General features: G+C 58.3%; 19 protein-coding genes. 7 read left to right on the forward strand and 12 right to left on the reverse strand.

Going from position 1 to position 17,111, the window contains the following annotated elements:
• Nucleotides 1–35: 35 nt before the first annotated feature.
• Complete coding sequence (locus SynWH8101_RS10160; RefSeq protein WP_130129669.1) at nucleotides 36–302, reverse strand: hypothetical protein; 267 nt, start codon at nucleotides 300–302, stop codon at nucleotides 36–38.
• 65 nt (nucleotides 303–367) lie between these two features.
• On the opposite strand from SynWH8101_RS10160, the gene SynWH8101_RS10165 reads away from it, so the two are divergent.
• Entirely contained in the window at nucleotides 368–2,068 is a 1,701-nt protein-coding gene (locus SynWH8101_RS10165; RefSeq protein ID WP_130129670.1) for a YdiU family protein, read from the forward strand.
• Nucleotides 2,069–2,228: 160 nt separating this feature from the next.
• Here SynWH8101_RS10165 and SynWH8101_RS10170 read toward each other — a convergent pair whose 3' ends face one another.
• Complete coding sequence (locus SynWH8101_RS10170) at nucleotides 2,229–3,743, reverse strand: carbohydrate porin (protein WP_254427940.1); 1,515 nt, start codon at nucleotides 3,741–3,743, stop codon at nucleotides 2,229–2,231.
• A gap of 118 nt (nucleotides 3,744–3,861) precedes the next feature.
• On the opposite strand from SynWH8101_RS10170, the gene SynWH8101_RS10175 reads away from it, so the two are divergent.
• The 3 genes from SynWH8101_RS10175 (at nucleotide 3,862) to SynWH8101_RS10185 (ending at nucleotide 7,430) form a co-directional block, all read left to right on the forward strand.
• Nucleotides 3,862–5,292, forward strand: coding sequence for an 8-oxoguanine deaminase (locus tag SynWH8101_RS10175; RefSeq protein WP_130129671.1), 1,431 nt, complete (start codon nucleotides 3,862–3,864; stop codon nucleotides 5,290–5,292).
• A 1-nt stretch (nucleotide 5,293) separates the two neighbouring features.
• Nucleotides 5,294–6,523, forward strand: a complete 1,230-nt coding sequence (locus tag SynWH8101_RS10180; protein ID WP_130129672.1) for a nitrate/nitrite transporter — start codon at nucleotides 5,294–5,296, stop codon at nucleotides 6,521–6,523.
• Between the two features lie 193 nt (nucleotides 6,524–6,716).
• On the forward strand, nucleotides 6,717–7,430 hold the full coding sequence (locus SynWH8101_RS10185; RefSeq protein WP_130129673.1) for a hypothetical protein: 714 nt from the start codon (nucleotides 6,717–6,719) through the stop codon (nucleotides 7,428–7,430).
• A gap of 309 nt (nucleotides 7,431–7,739) precedes the next feature.
• On the opposite strand, the gene SynWH8101_RS10190 is transcribed toward SynWH8101_RS10185, so the two are convergent.
• The 3 genes from SynWH8101_RS10190 to SynWH8101_RS10200 all read right to left on the reverse strand — a co-directional run bounded on the left by SynWH8101_RS10190 (nucleotide 7,740) and on the right by SynWH8101_RS10200 (nucleotide 10,717).
• Nucleotides 7,740–7,949, reverse strand: coding sequence for a hypothetical protein (locus tag SynWH8101_RS10190; RefSeq protein WP_130129674.1), 210 nt, complete (start codon nucleotides 7,947–7,949; stop codon nucleotides 7,740–7,742).
• 249 nt (nucleotides 7,950–8,198) lie between these two features.
• Nucleotides 8,199–9,530, reverse strand: a complete 1,332-nt coding sequence (locus SynWH8101_RS10195) for an FAD-binding oxidoreductase (protein WP_130129675.1) — start codon at nucleotides 9,528–9,530, stop codon at nucleotides 8,199–8,201.
• Nucleotides 9,531–9,586: 56 nt separating this feature from the next.
• Nucleotides 9,587–10,717, reverse strand: coding sequence for a carbohydrate porin (locus tag SynWH8101_RS10200; RefSeq protein ID WP_254427941.1), 1,131 nt, complete (start codon nucleotides 10,715–10,717; stop codon nucleotides 9,587–9,589).
• Between the two features lie 318 nt (nucleotides 10,718–11,035).
• Between SynWH8101_RS10200 and SynWH8101_RS10210 the strand changes: the two genes are divergently transcribed.
• A complete protein-coding gene (locus SynWH8101_RS10210; protein ID WP_130129677.1) occupies nucleotides 11,036–11,749 on the forward strand; it encodes a hypothetical protein in 714 nt (237 codons plus the stop codon).
• Nucleotides 11,750–11,756: 7 nt separating this feature from the next.
• Here the strand turns inward: SynWH8101_RS10210 and SynWH8101_RS10215 are convergent, their stop codons facing one another.
• The 6 genes from SynWH8101_RS10215 to SynWH8101_RS10240 all read right to left on the reverse strand — a co-directional run bounded on the left by SynWH8101_RS10215 (nucleotide 11,757) and on the right by SynWH8101_RS10240 (nucleotide 15,863).
• On the reverse strand, nucleotides 11,757–12,407 hold the full coding sequence (locus SynWH8101_RS10215; RefSeq protein ID WP_130129678.1) for a hypothetical protein: 651 nt from the start codon (nucleotides 12,405–12,407) through the stop codon (nucleotides 11,757–11,759).
• 25 nt (nucleotides 12,408–12,432) lie between these two features.
• Nucleotides 12,433–12,912, reverse strand: a complete 480-nt coding sequence (locus SynWH8101_RS10220; protein ID WP_130129679.1) for a nucleoside deaminase — start codon at nucleotides 12,910–12,912, stop codon at nucleotides 12,433–12,435.
• A 262-nt stretch (nucleotides 12,913–13,174) separates the two neighbouring features.
• Nucleotides 13,175–13,966, reverse strand: coding sequence for a J domain-containing protein (locus SynWH8101_RS10225; RefSeq protein WP_130129680.1), 792 nt, complete (start codon nucleotides 13,964–13,966; stop codon nucleotides 13,175–13,177).
• Nucleotides 13,967–13,975: 9 nt separating this feature from the next.
• Nucleotides 13,976–14,641, reverse strand: coding sequence for an SDR family oxidoreductase (locus SynWH8101_RS10230; RefSeq protein ID WP_130129681.1), 666 nt, complete (start codon nucleotides 14,639–14,641; stop codon nucleotides 13,976–13,978).
• A gap of 46 nt (nucleotides 14,642–14,687) precedes the next feature.
• Nucleotides 14,688–15,254, reverse strand: a complete 567-nt coding sequence (locus SynWH8101_RS10235; protein WP_130129682.1) for a hypothetical protein — start codon at nucleotides 15,252–15,254, stop codon at nucleotides 14,688–14,690.
• A gap of 57 nt (nucleotides 15,255–15,311) precedes the next feature.
• Nucleotides 15,312–15,863, reverse strand: coding sequence for a zinc ribbon domain-containing protein (locus SynWH8101_RS10240; RefSeq protein WP_130129683.1), 552 nt, complete (start codon nucleotides 15,861–15,863; stop codon nucleotides 15,312–15,314).
• Between the two features lie 127 nt (nucleotides 15,864–15,990).
• Between SynWH8101_RS10240 and SynWH8101_RS14155 the strand changes: the two genes are divergently transcribed.
• Complete coding sequence (locus SynWH8101_RS14155) at nucleotides 15,991–16,158, forward strand: hypothetical protein (protein ID WP_165380976.1); 168 nt, start codon at nucleotides 15,991–15,993, stop codon at nucleotides 16,156–16,158.
• A 14-nt stretch (nucleotides 16,159–16,172) separates the two neighbouring features.
• On the opposite strand, the gene dcd is transcribed toward SynWH8101_RS14155, so the two are convergent.
• Complete coding sequence (gene dcd, locus SynWH8101_RS10245; protein ID WP_130130478.1) at nucleotides 16,173–16,697, reverse strand: dCTP deaminase; 525 nt, start codon at nucleotides 16,695–16,697, stop codon at nucleotides 16,173–16,175.
• A gap of 77 nt (nucleotides 16,698–16,774) precedes the next feature.
• Between dcd and SynWH8101_RS10250 the strand changes: the two genes are divergently transcribed.
• A complete protein-coding gene (locus SynWH8101_RS10250) occupies nucleotides 16,775–17,107 on the forward strand; it encodes an MliC family protein (RefSeq protein ID WP_130129684.1) in 333 nt (110 codons plus the stop codon).
• Nucleotides 17,108–17,111: the final 4 nt, after the last annotated feature.

Genomic DNA, 17,111 nt, shown 5'->3' on the forward strand with positions numbered 1-17,111 from the left:
GCCCCTCTGGGGAAGCCCCCAGATCGAAACAGCCCTCAAGGTGCCTTCTGGAATCCAGGGCCAGGCTTGACGGGGATTCCGCCGTTGCAGAAGTTGGAAGCAAACACCTCCTGGTCCTGCACGGTCCAGTCGGGCTTGTTGGCCTGATACCAACGGATGCTGTCGAGATAACAGGTGTTCCAGCGAGCCGACTGTTCCGCAATCGGCCGCAGAGACACGGCGATCGACACCGCACTGGCCGTGGCGATGATCCCCAGCACCGGCATCAGATGGGCATTGATCATGTCGCGTGCTTTTGACATCGCCAAGAGGAAACAACTGGTCTCAGTCTCACTCCATAGCATCGACCAACACGGAAGCCGGGCCCATGCCAACGAGAAACGAGAGCAGCACGTTGGTGATCACCGACTTCAGCCAATTCGCTGAGCGAGTGGATTACTCGCTGCTGGAGGCCCTACGTCCTGATCCTGAGGCCACCAACGATGGCAACGATCACCGGCCTCGCCAGGTGTGCTCGGGCCATTACGTGCCGGTGACGCCCACCCCCTTGCCTGAGCCCGAGTATGTGGCCCACAGCCCAACGCTCTTCGCCGAGCTGGGGCTCAGCGACGCCCTGGCCCACGACGCTCGGTTCCGCCGACTGTTTTCCGGGGATGCCTCGGTGGCCACCAGTCCGATGCGCCCCTGGGGTTGGGCCACGGGCTATGCCCTCTCGATCTACGGCACCGAATACATCCAGCAGTGTCCTTTCGGCACCGGCAACGGCTACGGCGATGGCAGGGCCCTGTCGATCGTGGAGGGTGTCTACGCAGGCCGGCGCTGGGAGATGCAGCTCAAGGGTGGCGGCCCCACCCCCTACTGCCGCGGCGCTGACGGGCGTGCAGTGCTGCGCTCCAGTGTGCGTGAGTTCCTGGCCCAGGAGTTCATGCACGCCCTCGGTGTGCCCAGCTCCCGCTCGCTCAGCCTCTATGTGTCGCGCGCCGAAACCGTGCGCCGGCCCTGGTACAGCCCCCAGTCACGCTCCTTCGAGCCGGATGTGATGGTCGACAACCCCGCAGCGATCAGCACCCGGGTGGCACCGTCTTTCCTGCGCGTGGGGCAGCTCGAGCTGTTCGCCCGCCGCGCCCGCAGCCAAGCCCACCCCGAGGCGATGGCCGAGCTGCGGTTGATTGTGGAACACCTAATCGAACGCAACTACAGGCCCGAAATCGATCCAGCGCTGCCGTTCTCTGAGCAGCTCCTGGAGCTGGCCCGACACTTCCGCGCAAGGCTCACGCGATTGGTCGCCGACTGGATGCGCGTCGGCTACTGCCAGGGGAACTTCAACAGCGACAACTGCGCCGCTGGGGGCTACACCCTCGACTACGGCCCCTTCGGCTTCTGCGAACTGTTCGATCCGCGCTTCCAACCCTGGACCGGAGGGGGTGAGCACTTCTCCTTCTTCAACCAGCCAGCGGCGGCGGAAGTGAATTACGGGATGTTCTGGCGATCGCTGCGGCCGCTGCTCGAAGGCAACCATGGAGCCCTGGCCCAACTTGATGCGATCCACGAAGGCTTCGCCGCCGTGATGCAGCAGGAACTCGAGGCGATGTGGGCCCGCAAGCTCGGTCTCGCCATCTACGACGAAGAGCTGGTGAGCACACTGCTGCAGCTGCTGATGGCCTCTCGAGCCGACTACACCCGCAGCTTCCGGCTGCTGTCGGCCATTCCTGAGCAGGCCTCCGATCTGCACCCCAGCTTCTATGTGCAGAGCTCCAGTGAGCTCGATCAGCAGTGGGAGAGCTGGCTGCAGCAATGGCGCACACAACTGCATGCCAACGGCACCCTGGAGGCAGCATCGGCAGCGATGCGTCGCGTCAACCCCGCCGTCACCTGGCGCGAGTGGCTGATCGCCCCCGCCTACCAGCAAGCGGAACAGGGAGACCACAGCCTGATCCAGGAGCTGCAGGAGGTGTTCAGCACTCCCTACGACGATCTCTCAGAAGACCGTGCTACCCGTTACGACCGCCTCAGGCCCCGCGACTTGTTCAATACCGGTGGCCTGTCCCATTACAGCTGTTCGTCGTAGTCGTCTCTTCCAACGTCATCCCCCACCCAGCGACGAGCGCCTAGGTCAGCGGCAGTATCCCCAGCTGGCCAGAAACCTGTCACCACGATCGACTATTCCGCTGATGGGCCGCAGTACAGGCTGAGTTCAATCAGCCAGCAACCAACAACTTTTAGATGATCTAAAAAAGCATGGTGAGCTGCACCATTCCACTCAAAGAATTCGCTTGAGCATCACGTAGACTCACCAGCGGCAGATACGTGATAGCAGGCTGAAGATAAAGAGCTGGAGCAAGAGAAATCTGCTTATAGACCTGAAGCATCAATTCATTGGAATTGAACGAATCGGCCAAGAAATCACGTGTATTAATACGAGCCCAGGAAAGCCCGAGACCAACACTGTCGTCAGGTCGACTCTTCAGGACTCCCTGAGCCGTGAGACCCGCAGTAATCGAAAGACTCATCTGATTGGTCGTGGAGGGAGACCATCCCGTACTAATAAAACCATTGATGCCACTGCTATCCACTTCAGGGCGGAAACTCGAAAGCCGCTGATTCAGGAGTCCATACAAGCCCCAGGCTCCCAGCTCACTAAAGCAAAGCCCCGGATCAAAACGATCGCAAACCACAGATTCTCCTCCCTGGGACCAGACACCGAACCCAAAAGAGCCAGGCTTGAGGGCATTGCCAGCAACCCAACCGCTGCCGACCTCTGCAATAGCGAAGAGGGGTCCTGTCAGCGAAGGCGTAACCAGACCAGTCTGAATAGAGGCATCACGAAGACCAGCACGACCATCAAAAACTCCAGCACTGACATAGGCACGCGACAGAAAAAGTTCTGGCAACCATGTCGCAGTGACACCGAATGCAGAGTTGGTGTAGCCAGGCAAGCGCCCCAGAAGAGTGGGCATCGAGTAAACAGGGGTAAACGCCAAGCTGGTGAGGCTTGAAATCTCGTAACGGGGATCTCGCGTCACATCCGGACGGTTGATATTGGCGAATACGGTGCTGGCAGATTGCTTCCCTGCGACGAGTCGCAATCTCCTATCGAAAAGGTCCTTGCGCAGAGCAAATTCAAACAGCTCGGTGCGATCCAGAGGAGGAGCTGCCACAAGGCTGTTGCTGCCCTGGACACTTCCGCTCGGCAACCCTGCATCCGTCGTTGCATTCACCTGCAAGCCCTGCACCCAAATCCAGGTGTGATCCAGACCAATCGCCTTGCCTAGATCAAGACTCGCTTCCAGCAACAGCTCCTGAGCAGCCTCATTGGGATTGATCAGACCACCGGAAGGGCCTTCAGAAATCCCTCCAAACCACTGGTCGGTGCCGTTTCCCACCCAAACACCACTAATCCGAAGTGCTCCATCAGCAGGTAGCCCTAGCAATCGCCCCAATTCTCCTGTTCCCGGAGCAGTCTGGGAAGCCGCAGGATTACTCGTGGGCGGTAGAACCTGAGCCATGACTGGCCGGGAAACGGCACCCAGAAGAAGCAAGAGATGCAATAACGAAACACGCTTCAACAGGTATCGGAGATTACGCAACAAACGGAGCCACCGTGAATCCCTCAAAGCATGACGACCCCAGCCAACCGATCCCATGAAGAAACCCTTGAAATATACACCAAAAGCATGATTGCACTGTTTTGCATTGCCGCAGTAGATATTCAGGGCTTCTAGTTCTTGGCTAAACAGAAACAAATTAGATCGGCCCTACGACTCACCTTGACTTGAGTGCAAATATTTGCGAACGAGACACCCAACGCAGGGTGACAAGCAGAAAAGTGATTACCAGACTTTATGGACGCAACTTTCTAAAATGACTAGTCTTCTCGCCCGCAATGCCGAGGTTTTGGTCACAATGGATGGAGAGCGCAGAGAACTGCGAAATGCATCCCTTTATACCGAAGATGGCTGGATCAAGCAGATCGGTCCAGCCGAGGAACTGCCTCAGCATGCCGACACAATAATTGATCTCACCGGCCAAATCGTTCTGCCAGGGTTGGTGAATTGTCACCATCACCTCAACCAGACCCTCACACGCAATATCCCAGCAGCCCAGAACAACAACCTCTTCGCCTGGCTCAAGGCTCATTACAAGATCTGGGCAGGCACCACACCGGAAGCATCACGTCTCAGCGTGCTTGTGGGCTGCGCAGAGCTCGCCCTCTCCGGGTGTACAACTGTTTTTGATCATAGCTATGTCTTCAAGAATGGCAACAGCGCGGATGTGATCATCGAGGCTGCGCGTGAATTAGGCATCCGCTTCCACTGCAGCCGTGGTTCGATGTCCCTCGGGGAATCCAAGGGGGGGCTGCCACCCGATAGCTGCGTGGAGGAGGAGTCGGCAATCCTGGAGGATACGCAACGCGTGATCAAGGCTTATCACAACAGCGAACCCGGTGCCATGACGCGGATCGTCGTCGCCCCCTGCTCACCCTTCTCCGTCACTCCTTCCCTGCTGAGAGACTCAGCAGATCTGGCTCGCCAGTATGAGGGAGTAGGCCTCCATACCCACCTTTGCGAAACGTTCGACGAAGAGCGCTACACCCTCAACACCTACGCCCAGCGTCCCGTTGAATTCATGGAAAGCGTGGGTTGGCTGGGGAACGAAGTTTGGTTCGCTCATGCCATACATGTGGATGACCAGGAGATCGGCCAATTCGCCAGTTGCGGCTGCGGGGTCTCTCACTGTTCCTCCTCGAATATGCGCCTGGCGTCAGGAATTGCGCCCATCAAAAAATACATGGAAGCGGGTGTCAAAGTAGGGATTGGTGTGGATGGATCCGCTAGCAACGACAGCTCAAACATGATGCTGGAGGTACACACAGCCTTCCTCCTCGCGCGTCTGAAGATGGGGCTACAGCCACCAGAAGGGCCCAGCCGCTTCATGAACTTGTCGCAGTCTCACCCAAGAAGGGCCAAGGAATGGATGACGGCTCGCGAAATACTCGAAATCGCCACTCTTGGGGGAGCCTCTGTAATCGGCAGAGACGACATTGGATCACTGGAAGTTGGCAAGTGCGCCGACTTCTTTACGATAGATCTACATACAGTGGACTATGCAGGTGCCCTTCAGGATCCAGTCGCTGCAACCGTATTCTGTGCACCACAGAAAGCTTACTTCACCGTTGTCAACGGCAAGGTGATTGTTGATCAAGGCCGACTGGCTACTGTCGATCTGCCGATGATCATCGAACAGCATAACGCTACTAGCGACAAGCTGATGGGAAATAGCGAGGTTCAATGAGATGAACGGATGGATTCGCTGGGGTATAACCCAGCTCTTCTTCGTCTTAAGCGTGATCTGCAATATCAGTTTCGCGATTTCATCACCCAACCTAATCAGTTCTCTAGGCCTAGAGGAGGCTCAGCTCGGCGAACTGGGTGGTATTTACTTTGCCTCCTTCTCGATAGCGCTGCTCATTATCGGAGGTCTTATGTCCACGATCGAGCCACGGCTTTTGCTGGGCGGTTCCGCGGTTGTGGCAGCGATCGGAGCCCTGATTCTGTCTGCTGCCAATGGATTCGAGGGAGCCCTGATCGCAAGGCTGCTGATGGGCGTCGGACTGTCGACCGCTTTTGTTGGGGTGATCACCTACGTGAGCAAGGAATTCCCCCAGAACTTCGCCTTCATGGCCGCCCTGAGCAATGCCATCGCCAACCTCTGCTCGGCGCTGCTCGCCATCACTAATTCGGTGATTCCAATTCTTGCCGGCTTCCGAGCCCCCTTCCGGCTTCTGGCGCCGCTGATGCTGTTCACCGCTGGTCTGCTGTTTGTGGTTCTGAGAGAGCGCAAGAGCAGCAGCGAAAGTGCTTCCATTCCAGCCGAGGGAAGTCCTCAGGCCACGCTATCGGCAGCGGAGCTACCCACTGCAATCTGCAAAATTCTCACAACTCCTCAGTTCTGGTATGTCGCTCTCTACTTCGGTGGACTTTTCGGATCGTTTCTGGCTTATGCCGATCTCTGGAACATCCCCTACCAGCTCAAGGTATTCGGGCACACCATCCAACATGCCTCGCTCCTGAATTCCGCCTTCCCCATCGGCATGTCTGTCGGCTCGCTGATCGGTGGTGCTTGGGCGAACCGGGCAGGCTTTCTGATACCGATCCGAGTTTTTTCGATCGTTGCGCTGGTTACTGAAGCCCTGCTGTTTGGCAACGCTCTTCCTGAAGCAGGAGCTGGGTTTGCCTTCTTCCTGGTAGGCATTGGCTGCAGCGCCGCATCCCTGGCATTGGCCGCTCTTCCCGAGCACCTGGAGGCGATTCTTGTCCCCATTGCCACCACCTTCGTGATGACCTTCACGTATCTACTGAGTGCCCTCATTCAGGTCCTTGCCGGGCAGCCAGGTGGAAAGTCAGGAATCACGACCTTCACGAGTTACCAGGGAAGCATCGCCACGATCGTGGTTCCGGTCGCCATCGCGGCGGCCTCCTCGTTCCTGATCCGGCGGCGAACCAGAGCAACTGCCGCAATCTGAATCTATCCATGTTTTTCTTGGACAAGTCCAGCCAGGGACACCTTTCTTCAGCTATAAAGAACAAGCTGATTTACACTGAAAGAGACGTGAAACCACCTAGGCTTATCATAGGCAGACATTCAAAATGAGGCAAACCAATCCAATGAATACCTGCAGACTCCAACAAGAATCAAGACAACCCTACGGGTTCAAAATGCTTCAAAAACTTTACGCAACAGGCCTCACACTGCTGATCCTTTTTTCAGCCTGCCTACCGGCTTCTGCTCTGGCATCGACAAATCTGGAGCAACAACTAAGCAACAAAAACGGAATCGCCCACTTGCTGCCGTCATTTCGTGATACCAAGGGGCGCTTTAAAGTTCCTGATCCCACTGAAAATGCTCAAGCTTTTCTCACAGCACAACAAACCCTCACCATCCTGATTGATCAAGCCGAAAGCCAGGCACTCAACCGCCTCAATCCAACTGAGTTGGAAAAGCGGCTCGCCAAGGCGCCCACACGCCTACCAGCGCGATGGAAACGCGCAGAAATTGCAGTGCGGACCGATGGTCGAACCCAGAGCTGCGCAGATGACGGACCAAATTGTGCTGCCTACGGTTCCGACTCGTTTTTAAACACTCTGGAACCAGTTGAGGGCCTTGGAGAAAGCTTCTACCGCAGCGTGAATGCGCGTGGGGAGGCACAGGCTCTTGTCTATGTGCAGCCAACAGCAGTACCCAGCGTCAGCAGACTCCTTCTTGCTGCGGCCAATTCTGCTGGGGTTTGGATTCCCGCTGCATACGCTTTAGGGCCAGCAGGAGGAGAGGCTTTCATGATTGTCAACAATTGCTTGGACCTTGCACAGGAAACCAATGGAGTACTCAAGCCTTCAGCGATGCTCGTTGCCGCTTTGCAATGGGTGGATTAAAGGCGGGACAGGAAGAAACCATTGGAGCGCTAATACAACAAAAATAACAACAAAATCCAAACGCAGAATCACAGCACTCCCAATGCGAGCACCCAGAGAAAGCATTCGAATAGTTCGCATAAAAGCGACTGAACCAATGCAAAACAATACCCTGCGCTGATCGCAGCATGATTTCCATATCATCATGTCAACTTCATAACACTCTCTCACGGACCAACACAGTGTCAATTACGCCATGTCTTTGCGCTTGAAAAACCAACCAAGGTGATCGCGATGGCGATGTTCTGATTCGCCATAGGGCAAGTCAGCTCAGCGGGCCTGGCCAAACGCCGCTATCTCTGCCGGTGTCGGATTCATCGCGATTGCCATCAACAGCAGGTCGGCAGCCAGCAGATGATCCCCCTCAGCAAGCAGTAAGCGTCTCAACAGAATCACATCGCCGTAGTCAGCAGCAGCGTTTCCACTGAGCAAACTCCGGGCCGTACCTCGGGCAACCACCAACTGAAGAGACATGCTCATGGCTTCAAGATGGCACCGCCAATGATTCCAGTGATGAGACAGCAGATTCTCAGCTGATTTGCCAGCCAGGCCCGGGCCGCTACGCCATCAGTGATTGATAGGCCTCTGTCACCCGCCGGAAGGCCTCTGCCGGCGATCACTGCTTCGTTGGTCCGTGCAGCGTTGGTCCGTGCGGGTGCGCCGGCTGCTGTCAGCTCCGGTGCAGCTGGCAGAGTTCCTGATCCAGCAATGCCACCTAGAGAACAGCGATTAAGAAGGGGGATCGAGAGACGGCAGCAACCCTTCGGGATCCCACTGTTTCTTCATCTGCCGCAGCTGGGGCAGCTCAGAGCCGTAAGCAAGCTCCAACTCCCGCTGGTAGCGGACCGTGCTCGGATGCCGCTCCACCAGGTAGACGTGACAAGCCAACGACTCCAATGCATCGAAGACCTCATCGGCCCAACGACAGACGGCCTGCTGATGCAGAGCATCTCCCGCCGACCAGAAGCCGGAGATCACAATCGACCACTCCGCATGACGGCCCCGGTACAGGCTGCTGGCCATCGGCTGATCGGCGACGGCGCCTCCGATGTGCTGGAGATCAATGCGGCAGAGACGATTCGGGGCCTTCCGCATCGCCTCCTCAAGGCGAGGCGCCAACGCATGACTCAGGCCTGAAGGCACACTGACGGTGTAGATCCAGGAGCGCAGGCGGCGAAAGCGATCAGGCTCCACAGGTGGTTCAGGCGGCAGAACACCGTTGCGATCAGGGAGATTGAAATCGGGCAGCCACTCCTGGCCCGCCACATGGTCATGCCAGCACTCCAGACCCTCGCGCAGAAAGGCCGGCAGCAATGCCTCATCGCCCTCCTGGAGCACCACGTAACGCATCAGCTGTGCTTGCTCCTGGTCGGGAGGGACACCAAGCACGAACGAGCAGGCAATCTGCCGCGGCAAGCTCTCGGCACAGTTAAGGGCATCCACAAGGAACGGGAGGGCATTGAGCTGTCGGATCCCATGCAGCGGGCGACGGGGATAGGTGCGCAAGGTCGTCTCCGTGATCACCGCCAGAAAAGGCGCCGCGCCGCGCAGCAGTCGCCAAACCTCCGATCCATCAGCATCTTCGGCTCGAATCTCGAATCGGTCCCCATTGGCACGCACTCCACGCATCGCCACCACGCAATCGAGGGTGAGTCCGAAACTGCGGCTGAGGTGACCGATGCCACCCATGGTCAACAACCCGAAACCCGGCGTGGCGTGCGTCCCCACAGGCACCATCCGGTCGTGGGGCTCTAAGGCCCGCAGAACAGCCCCAACACCGCAGCCCCCCTGCACCGTCACCAAATCTCCACTGACCGTGACGCCCCTCAAATGAGCCGCCAGGTCAAGCATCAGGGCACCGTCACCACTGCAGAAGCGACTGTGGCCGCCACTGCGCACCCGCAGAGGTCGCTTCTGTGCGCAGGCTTGTCGAACGAACGCCGCAACCTCCTGCTCATCGCGAGGCTGGGCGATGGAGGCCGGATGGGCTGCAGCAGCATCGCCATTGAACACTGCGGCCAGCGCGGTCTCATAGGCCGTTTCGCCTTGGTGAAGCTCCATCGAGCGCTGCCGTCAGTACCGCCGACCTCTCGATAGCAAGACCACCACGATTGCCATCAAAACAACATGGTGAGCTGCAGCAGTCCGCTCAAAGAGTCATTGCCTGCATCTTTGTTACCAACACGGGGCAGCAGCGTGAGGGTTGGCTGAAGGAAGAGGGCCTCGGCCAGAGCGATCTGGGCATATCCCTGCAGCATCAATTCATGAGAGTTAAAAGCCTCGGAGAGAAAGCCGCGGGTGTTGAGGCGAGCCCATGAAAGACCCACGCCAAGGCTGTCGTTCGGACGCGCCTCAAGAGGGCCCTGCAACGTGAATCCTCCGGTGATCGACGCATTCATCTGATTGGTGATGGATGGCGACCAACCAGCGCTGAAGAATGCATTGATGCCGCTGCTGTCTTGGTCCGCTCGAAAACTGGAGAGACGCTGATCCAATAGCACATACAGTCCCCAGGCGCCCAAGTCGCTGATGCACTGCTGAGGGTCAAGAGGATTGCACAGCAACGACTCACCTCCCTGAGACCAGACCCCCACACCAAAGGAGCCGGGCTTACGGGCATCGCCAACGACCCAGCCGCTTCCCACCTCCATGATGTTGAACAGTGGACCGCTGAGCGACGGGGACGTCAACCCCGTCTGCACGGAGGCAGCACCAAGTCCTCCCCGTCCATCAAACACACCGGCACTCAAGTACGAGCGGTTGTCAAACCATCCCGGCTGAAGGGTGAACCTCAGGCCAAGCGCTGAATTGGTGTAGCCGGGCAGCCGACCCAGAAGCGTCGGCATGGAATACACCGGTGTGAAGGCCAGACTGGTGAGGCTGGAGACTTCGTAGCGGGGATCATCGGTGGCGTCGGGGCGATTCATATTGGCGAACACAGTGCTGGCCGACTGCTTGCCGGCAACAACACGCAGGCGCCCCTCAAAAAAGTCCTTGCGGATGGCGTACTCGAACAGCTCGGTGCGGTCCAGGGGTGGCGCAGCCACAAGGCTGTTGCTGCCCTGGACACTGCCACTGGCCCTTCCGGCGTTGGTCGTGGCATTCACCTGCAGTCCCTGAACCCAGATCCAGGTGTTCTCCAGACCAATTGCATTGCCCAGATCCAGGCTTGCCTCCACAAGCAGTTCCTGCGCTTCATCGGTGGACCTGGAGAGTCCTCCGGACCACTGCCCCGTGGCGTTCCCCACCCAAACACCACTAATCCGAAGCGCTCCATCAGCAGGTAGCCCCAGCAATCGCCCCAATTCACCCGTTCCCGGAGCAGCCTGAGAAGCTGCAGGATTACTCGTTGGCGGATGAACCTGAGCCATAACTGGCCCAGGAACGGCACCCAGCACAAACAAGAGATTCAATAACGAAACGCGCTCAAACAGGTATCGGAGGTTGCGCAACAAACGGAGCCACCGTGAATCCTTCAAAGCATGATGGCATGCAAAACGAGGAAAACCAGTCCAATGAATACTTGCGGACTCCAACAAGAATCAAGACAATCCTACGGGCTCAAAATGCTCCAAAAACTTTACGCAATAGGCCTCACCTTTCTGATCCTTTTTTCAGCCTGCCTACCGGCCTCTGGTCTCGCATCGACAGGCCTGGAGCAACAACTATGCAACAAGAACGGAATCGCCAATTTGTTGCCGTCATTCCGTGATACCAATGGGCACTTCAAGGTTCCTGATCCCACTGAAAATGCTCAAGCTTTTCTCACAGCACAACAAATCCTCACCATCCTGATTGATCAAGCCGAAAGCCAGGCACTCAACCGCCTCAAGCCAACGGAGTTAAAAAAGCGGCTCGCCAAGGCGCCCACCCGCCTAGCAGCACGATGGAAACGCGCAGAAATTGCAGTGCGGACCGATGGGCGAACACAGAGCTGCGCAGATGACGGACCGAATTGTGCTGCCTACGGTTCCGACTCGTTTTTAAACACTCTGGAACCGGTTGAGGGCCTTGGAGAAAGCTTCTACCGCAGCGTGAATGCGCAAGGAGAGGCACAGGCTCTTGTCTATGTACAGCCAACAGCAGTTCCCAGCGTCAGCAGACTCCTTCTTGCTGCGGCCAATTCTGCTGGGGCTTGGATTCCCGCTGCATACTCTTTAGGGCCAGCAGGAGGAGAGGCTTTCATGATTGTCAACAATTGCTTGGACCTTGCACAGGAAACCAATGGAGCGCTCAAGCCTTCAGCAATGCTCGTTGCCGCTTTACAATGGGTGGATTAAGAGTGGATCAGAAAGAGAATACTGGAGAGCTAAAGATAACAAGAAATAACAACAAAAATCCAAGCGCAGAAGCACAGTACAACCAACTCGAGCGCCCAGAAGAAGCATTCAACCAGTTTGCGTATAGGCGACTGAGCCAAGGTACTAACAACCAGCCAGTGACTGCGACTGTGATCGCATTACTGATCAACATATTAAGCGGTAATGGCATCCGACCCAGAGTAGTGCGACCCAACACCATCAAGATCATCACTGATGGATAGAGCGCCAACCAGACCAGAAGATTGACTTTCCAGGCCGGTGGCTTTTGACCACTCCGAGAGGTAATCCACTGGTCGAAAGACTGAGGTTCGACAAGCGAGCGATAGCGATAGCCAATTGCCTCTTCAGCATGAACCAAAAGCCGCCTTCTGACACGACTATCAAGCCAGGCAAGGCAGTTTTCTAAACTCGTAAATCGAATTCGAGCAACGCAGCGCGTCAAACCCTGCTGATCACTCGGCTCGTAGTCAAGCTCTTGACCAAGATAGCCTTCAAAGAGACTCGCTGCCCGATCAAGCTCTTCTTGAAGCTTGGCAAAAGCACTCACCTGCGAGGGAGGCAATTCATTGTGAAAAGTATAAACAAACTGCTCATCAGAGCCCGTCTGATTACCCATCGAACCAACCTATAAATTGAACGCATCAATAGCGAGCACCATCAGGCAACAAGCGAAATTCCTTCCAAATAGCACAAGCCTCCTCCTGAAGGATTTGATTCAAGCGAATCTCTCGCTCGCCCCTTGCTTTTTGCATGTCAGCATTAATCGCCTCATCAGAAAACAGATCACTATAATCAGACCAAGATGCGGCATAAAAAACGGTTCTAATTCCAGCCCAATAAGCCGTGGCATAGCACATCGGGCAACACTCACAACTCGTGTACATCACACAACCAGAAAGATCCCAGGTTCCGAGAGCCTTGCAAGCAGCACGAATTGCATTCACCTCTGCATGAGCACTTGGATCAAGATCTTTCACCACACTATTCCCTGCCGCAGCGATCACCTCACCATCCTTGGCGATCACAGCACCAAAGGGACCCCCGGTCTTTTCAATAACTCCGGCATTGCGCATTAAGCGAATCGCTTGCCGCATCATTTTCAGATCCAACTCAGTAGCCATCGCCAAGAATCGACTCATTGCATGATGACCATTCAGGCACTGAGTGGCAACCCCTCGACCCATTGCATCGCGACCAAAGAGCTCGATGTCATCGGGCCATAAAAAAATTATCAGAACATGCCATCAAGTCATCAGTGAAGCATAAATTTATAAACGGCTTTAAACCTTTCTGCAACTCTGCAACCTCCTCGCGCCAGAGGACAGAGCCAGAAAGCCAGCAGCCCTCGTTCCATTGATTATCAGTGAATAGAGTTCGCCACCCTCAGGCCACCAGGCGCTGATAGGCCTCTGTCACCCGCCGGAAGGCCTCTGCCGAGCCACCCATATCCGGATGGTGCTGTTTCACCAGGCGCCGAAACGCCTTCTTGATCGCCTCCTGAGACGCACCGGCCTGGAGGCCCAGCACCGCCAGAGCATCCGAACTGGAGGTCCAGGCCTGGGCGTTGCTCTGCCGGCGATCACTGCTGCGTTGGTCCGTGCTGCGTTGATCCGTGCGGGTGCGCCGGCTGCTGTTCGGACGCAGCCGCTGCCGTAGCTCCGCCACCACCCGGGCCGGATCCTCATCCAGCCACTCGCTTGCCCGCACGCCATAGAGCGCGAAGGCGGCCAGCACGGCCATGCCCTTTTTGGTGGCCTTGCGCCCCACCGCCGACAGCAGATCGGTGCCCAGTCCGCTCACCAGCCGGTCAAGGCGCTGCTGGAGACTGAGCTGCGGGTGGAAGCTGCTGCGGTTGAGTCGATCCACCAGAGCCTCCAGGCCGCTCTGACGCAGGTCAGTCCAGCCCGCTTGCTGGGCCATGGCCTCGCCCCAGCGACGCACCTGATCAGCACTCACCCGCGGCGGCGGACTGGCGGAAGGCTCCTGCCATCGCGGCGGCTGCACCCACTGCTGACGTCTCTGCCGCTCAAGCTCCCGCTGCAGCCGTCGCACCTCCCGGCGCAGGGCCTCATTCTCCTCGAGCAATGCCGTGAGATTGACGGTGACACGGGGATCAGCCCCCGGGTCCTGAGCGCACGATCGAGTGGTCGACCACTGGCGCGGATCAAATCCCATGGAATGCGCTCACCAGGGCAGCAGCTCACCATTGGAATGCCAGAAGCTGCCGCTGGTTTCCAGGGTGAGTGCATCGATGCGCGCCAGCAACCCCTCGACCGCCTGCTCCGGAGCAATGCCGTTGGGGTTGAAATTGATCATGCGGGTGCGCACGAGCCCCGGATGCAGAATCGCCACAGCGATACCCCGGGGTTGGAGGTCGATCGCCAGCGACTTGCCGGCCATGGTCAAGGCCACCTTCGACATCCGGTAGCCATAGGAGCCCCCGGAGCTGTTATCGGCGATCGAACCCATGCGACTGGTCATCAACGCAAGCTTGGCCCCCCGCGGCATCTGATCCAGCAGCGCCCGCGCCAGGAGCAACGGCGCCAGGGCATTCAGCTCGAACTGACGGCGGATCCCCTCCGGATCGAGATCCTCCAGCCCCATCGACTGCAGGATGCCGGCATTGAGAATCACCACATCGAGACTCTGTCCCTGCAGGCGAGCCACCAGCTCGGCGGGCGCCGAAGCAGCAGCAAGATCCAGCCCCGCTTCAATTCGCACCCCCAGGGCCTCCAGCTCCGGCGAGGGCTCGCGGCAGACCGCAATCACCTGGTCACCTCGTGCCTGCAACTGCCGGCAATACTCCAGGCCGATACCCCGGTTGGCGCCGGTGACCAGAACTGTTGCCATGACGCTTCCCGCCCGTTCCGTCCCATCCTGACGGCAGCGCAGCCCATCAGCGCATCAGCGTCAGGTCGGGGTACTGACCGGTGAGCTTGCCGTTGCGGTCGTAGGTGTTCATCGCCATCCGGTTGCTGCCATCGAGGGGGATGGCCAACTGCACCACGGCATCACCGGTGTGGCAGGGCTTCGGGAACAGGGTGAGGCGCGCGACGCCGACCACCAGATCGCTGGGCTCGCTGGGGGGCACCAACTGGTCCGGGAAGGTGCCGTTGCGGCCCCAGGGCAGGATCTCGACGCTGTAGTCGCTATCGCAGATTCCGTTCAAAGGCGTGCCCCAGCGGAGGCGAGTGGGCTCGACTGTCAGAACATTCACAACAGCACGACCGGCCGTGCTGTTGGCCTTCCAACGGCCCAGATACATGTTGTCGCCAGCCCATTCGTCGGGCTTGATCGGCTCCTTGACAGGCTGGTCGTTCGATTCAGCACTGAGCCGATGGGCGCGCATCGCCCCGCCGTAGATCGCCCCGATCACGTAGCCGCTCGCCTGGTAGCCCAGTGCACTCACCAAACCGGCAATCAAAGCAGCACTGAACAGGGTCTTCAGGGTGGCGCGGCGCATGGTGATCAAGCAGACAGTCAATCTTCGGGCGCAGCGCGCGGCAGCGCCACCGCGACGTCAGCGTTCCAGCGACTGCAGCAGCTTCTTCAGCTTGCCTGCATTGCGCTTCGAGAGACAGGAGATGGTGGCAGCCGTCTGCCCGCGGGTTTCGATCGCGATCGCATCCCAGAACAGGCCGGATCGATGCGAAAACCCCGCCACCTTCTCCCAGGGCAGCTCCTCATGCCTGGCCGTGAGGCCAAACAGGCTGTAGGAGGAGATCGTGAGTTTCTCCGGTTGCACCACCACCCGCTGCGGATTGAGGCTCAGCTCAAGCAGCAGCGTGGGCAGCAGCTCGGCTTCGATCACCATCGTTCGCAAATCGGCCAGAAGATTGCTGCGATCGCCAGGCCTGCTGGAGCGTTCAAGGCTGCTGCCGCAATGCCGGCAGAGCGTGGCTCCATGAGGACAGAACGATCGACAGGCCTCGCACTGAATGCCTTCCAGTCGGGTGCCACAGGCGCGGCAGACCTGAGCGTCCGAAGGAATCTCCGTGAGGCAGGCGCTGCAACGCTTGAACTCCGGCGCATCGCCTGGAGGGAAAGGCGGCTGCATCGGGGGCATCACCATCGGCGATCAGCGATCGTGTGGTTCGATCCTCCCATTTTCATTTCTTGGAAATGATGTCGAAATGAAATTCCTCTGGCAGAAGGGTCACAGGCGGCCATAAGACAACAGCAGCACTGCGTTCAATCCCATGGCTTTCATCAGTCGCATCTGCGCGACCTCCCGTGGCTCCACGATTGATGCGGTCGGCGAAGGCCGCTACCGCGTCTGCGATCGGCAGGCTCACTGCGCCGAAGTGCAGGGTCTCTGGCAGGCCTATGAAACCTTGCGCCTCCAGGAACAGCGGACCACGTCCTGAACCCGCGCCAACCATCAGAAACTGCTCTGGGTCTGACCGGCGAATCGTCCGGCGTAATGCTCATCGCCCTCCATTCGCTGGAAGATGAACTGGCAGATCGGCGTGTCGGGATACACCGCCAGCGGCGCCGGGCCGAAATTACTCATCTCCAGCACCTGCTGACTGTCGATCCCCGGCCCCATGAACGGTGCACTGATGTGCACCATCAATCCCAGTCGGGCGAAGCGGCTGCGTCCCTCCAGCCAGCCGCACAGTCCAGGGCCGAGCCGCAGACGTTCGCGTGTGATCCCGAGCACGGTCTCGCCGGGCATGATCAAGATGTGTTGGCCGTCGGCAACCTCAACCCGGTCGGTGAGGGCGCGGTAATCGGTGTGCTCACGCACCTCGATCACTTCATGCACCTTGCGGAACACCCGGAAGGTGCTGGCCAGGGTCAGATCCACCGACGCAGGCCCCACCCGGTCGAGGCAGAAGGGGGTGATCGTGATCAAACCATCCTCGATCGCCTGAAGAATGGCCTGGCGTCCAAGCACCACCATGGCGAGATCCTGTGCGGGGCCATGAGTATGGGTGACAGCAGCGGCATCATGACGATGCCGCTTCAAGCACTGACCGTATGCCCGCCTTCACCCTGCCCGGCACCTTCCTGGTTGGCCTGATCGGCCTGTCCGTCGTGCAGGGAGACACGATTCGCTACCGCTGCGGTGGTGGCCAGATCATCGAAGCGCAATACGGCTCCCTCAGCGATCAGTCGTTGTCGTTCGTGCGCCTGCGCCTCCCCGACGGGCGCCGTCTCACCCTGCCCCAGGTGGCCTCCGGCTCCGGTGCCCGCTACAGCGCCGACCAAGACTTCACCTGGTGGAGCAAAGGCAACGGCGGCTTTCTCCAGGAAAGGGGTGACGACGGGAAGTGGCGCATCACCCTGGATGCCTGTGATGCTCAGAACTGACGCT

This window comes from Synechococcus sp. WH 8101, from assembly GCF_004209775.1.
Classification (GTDB): Bacteria; Cyanobacteriota; Cyanobacteriia; order PCC-6307; family Cyanobiaceae; genus Synechococcus_C.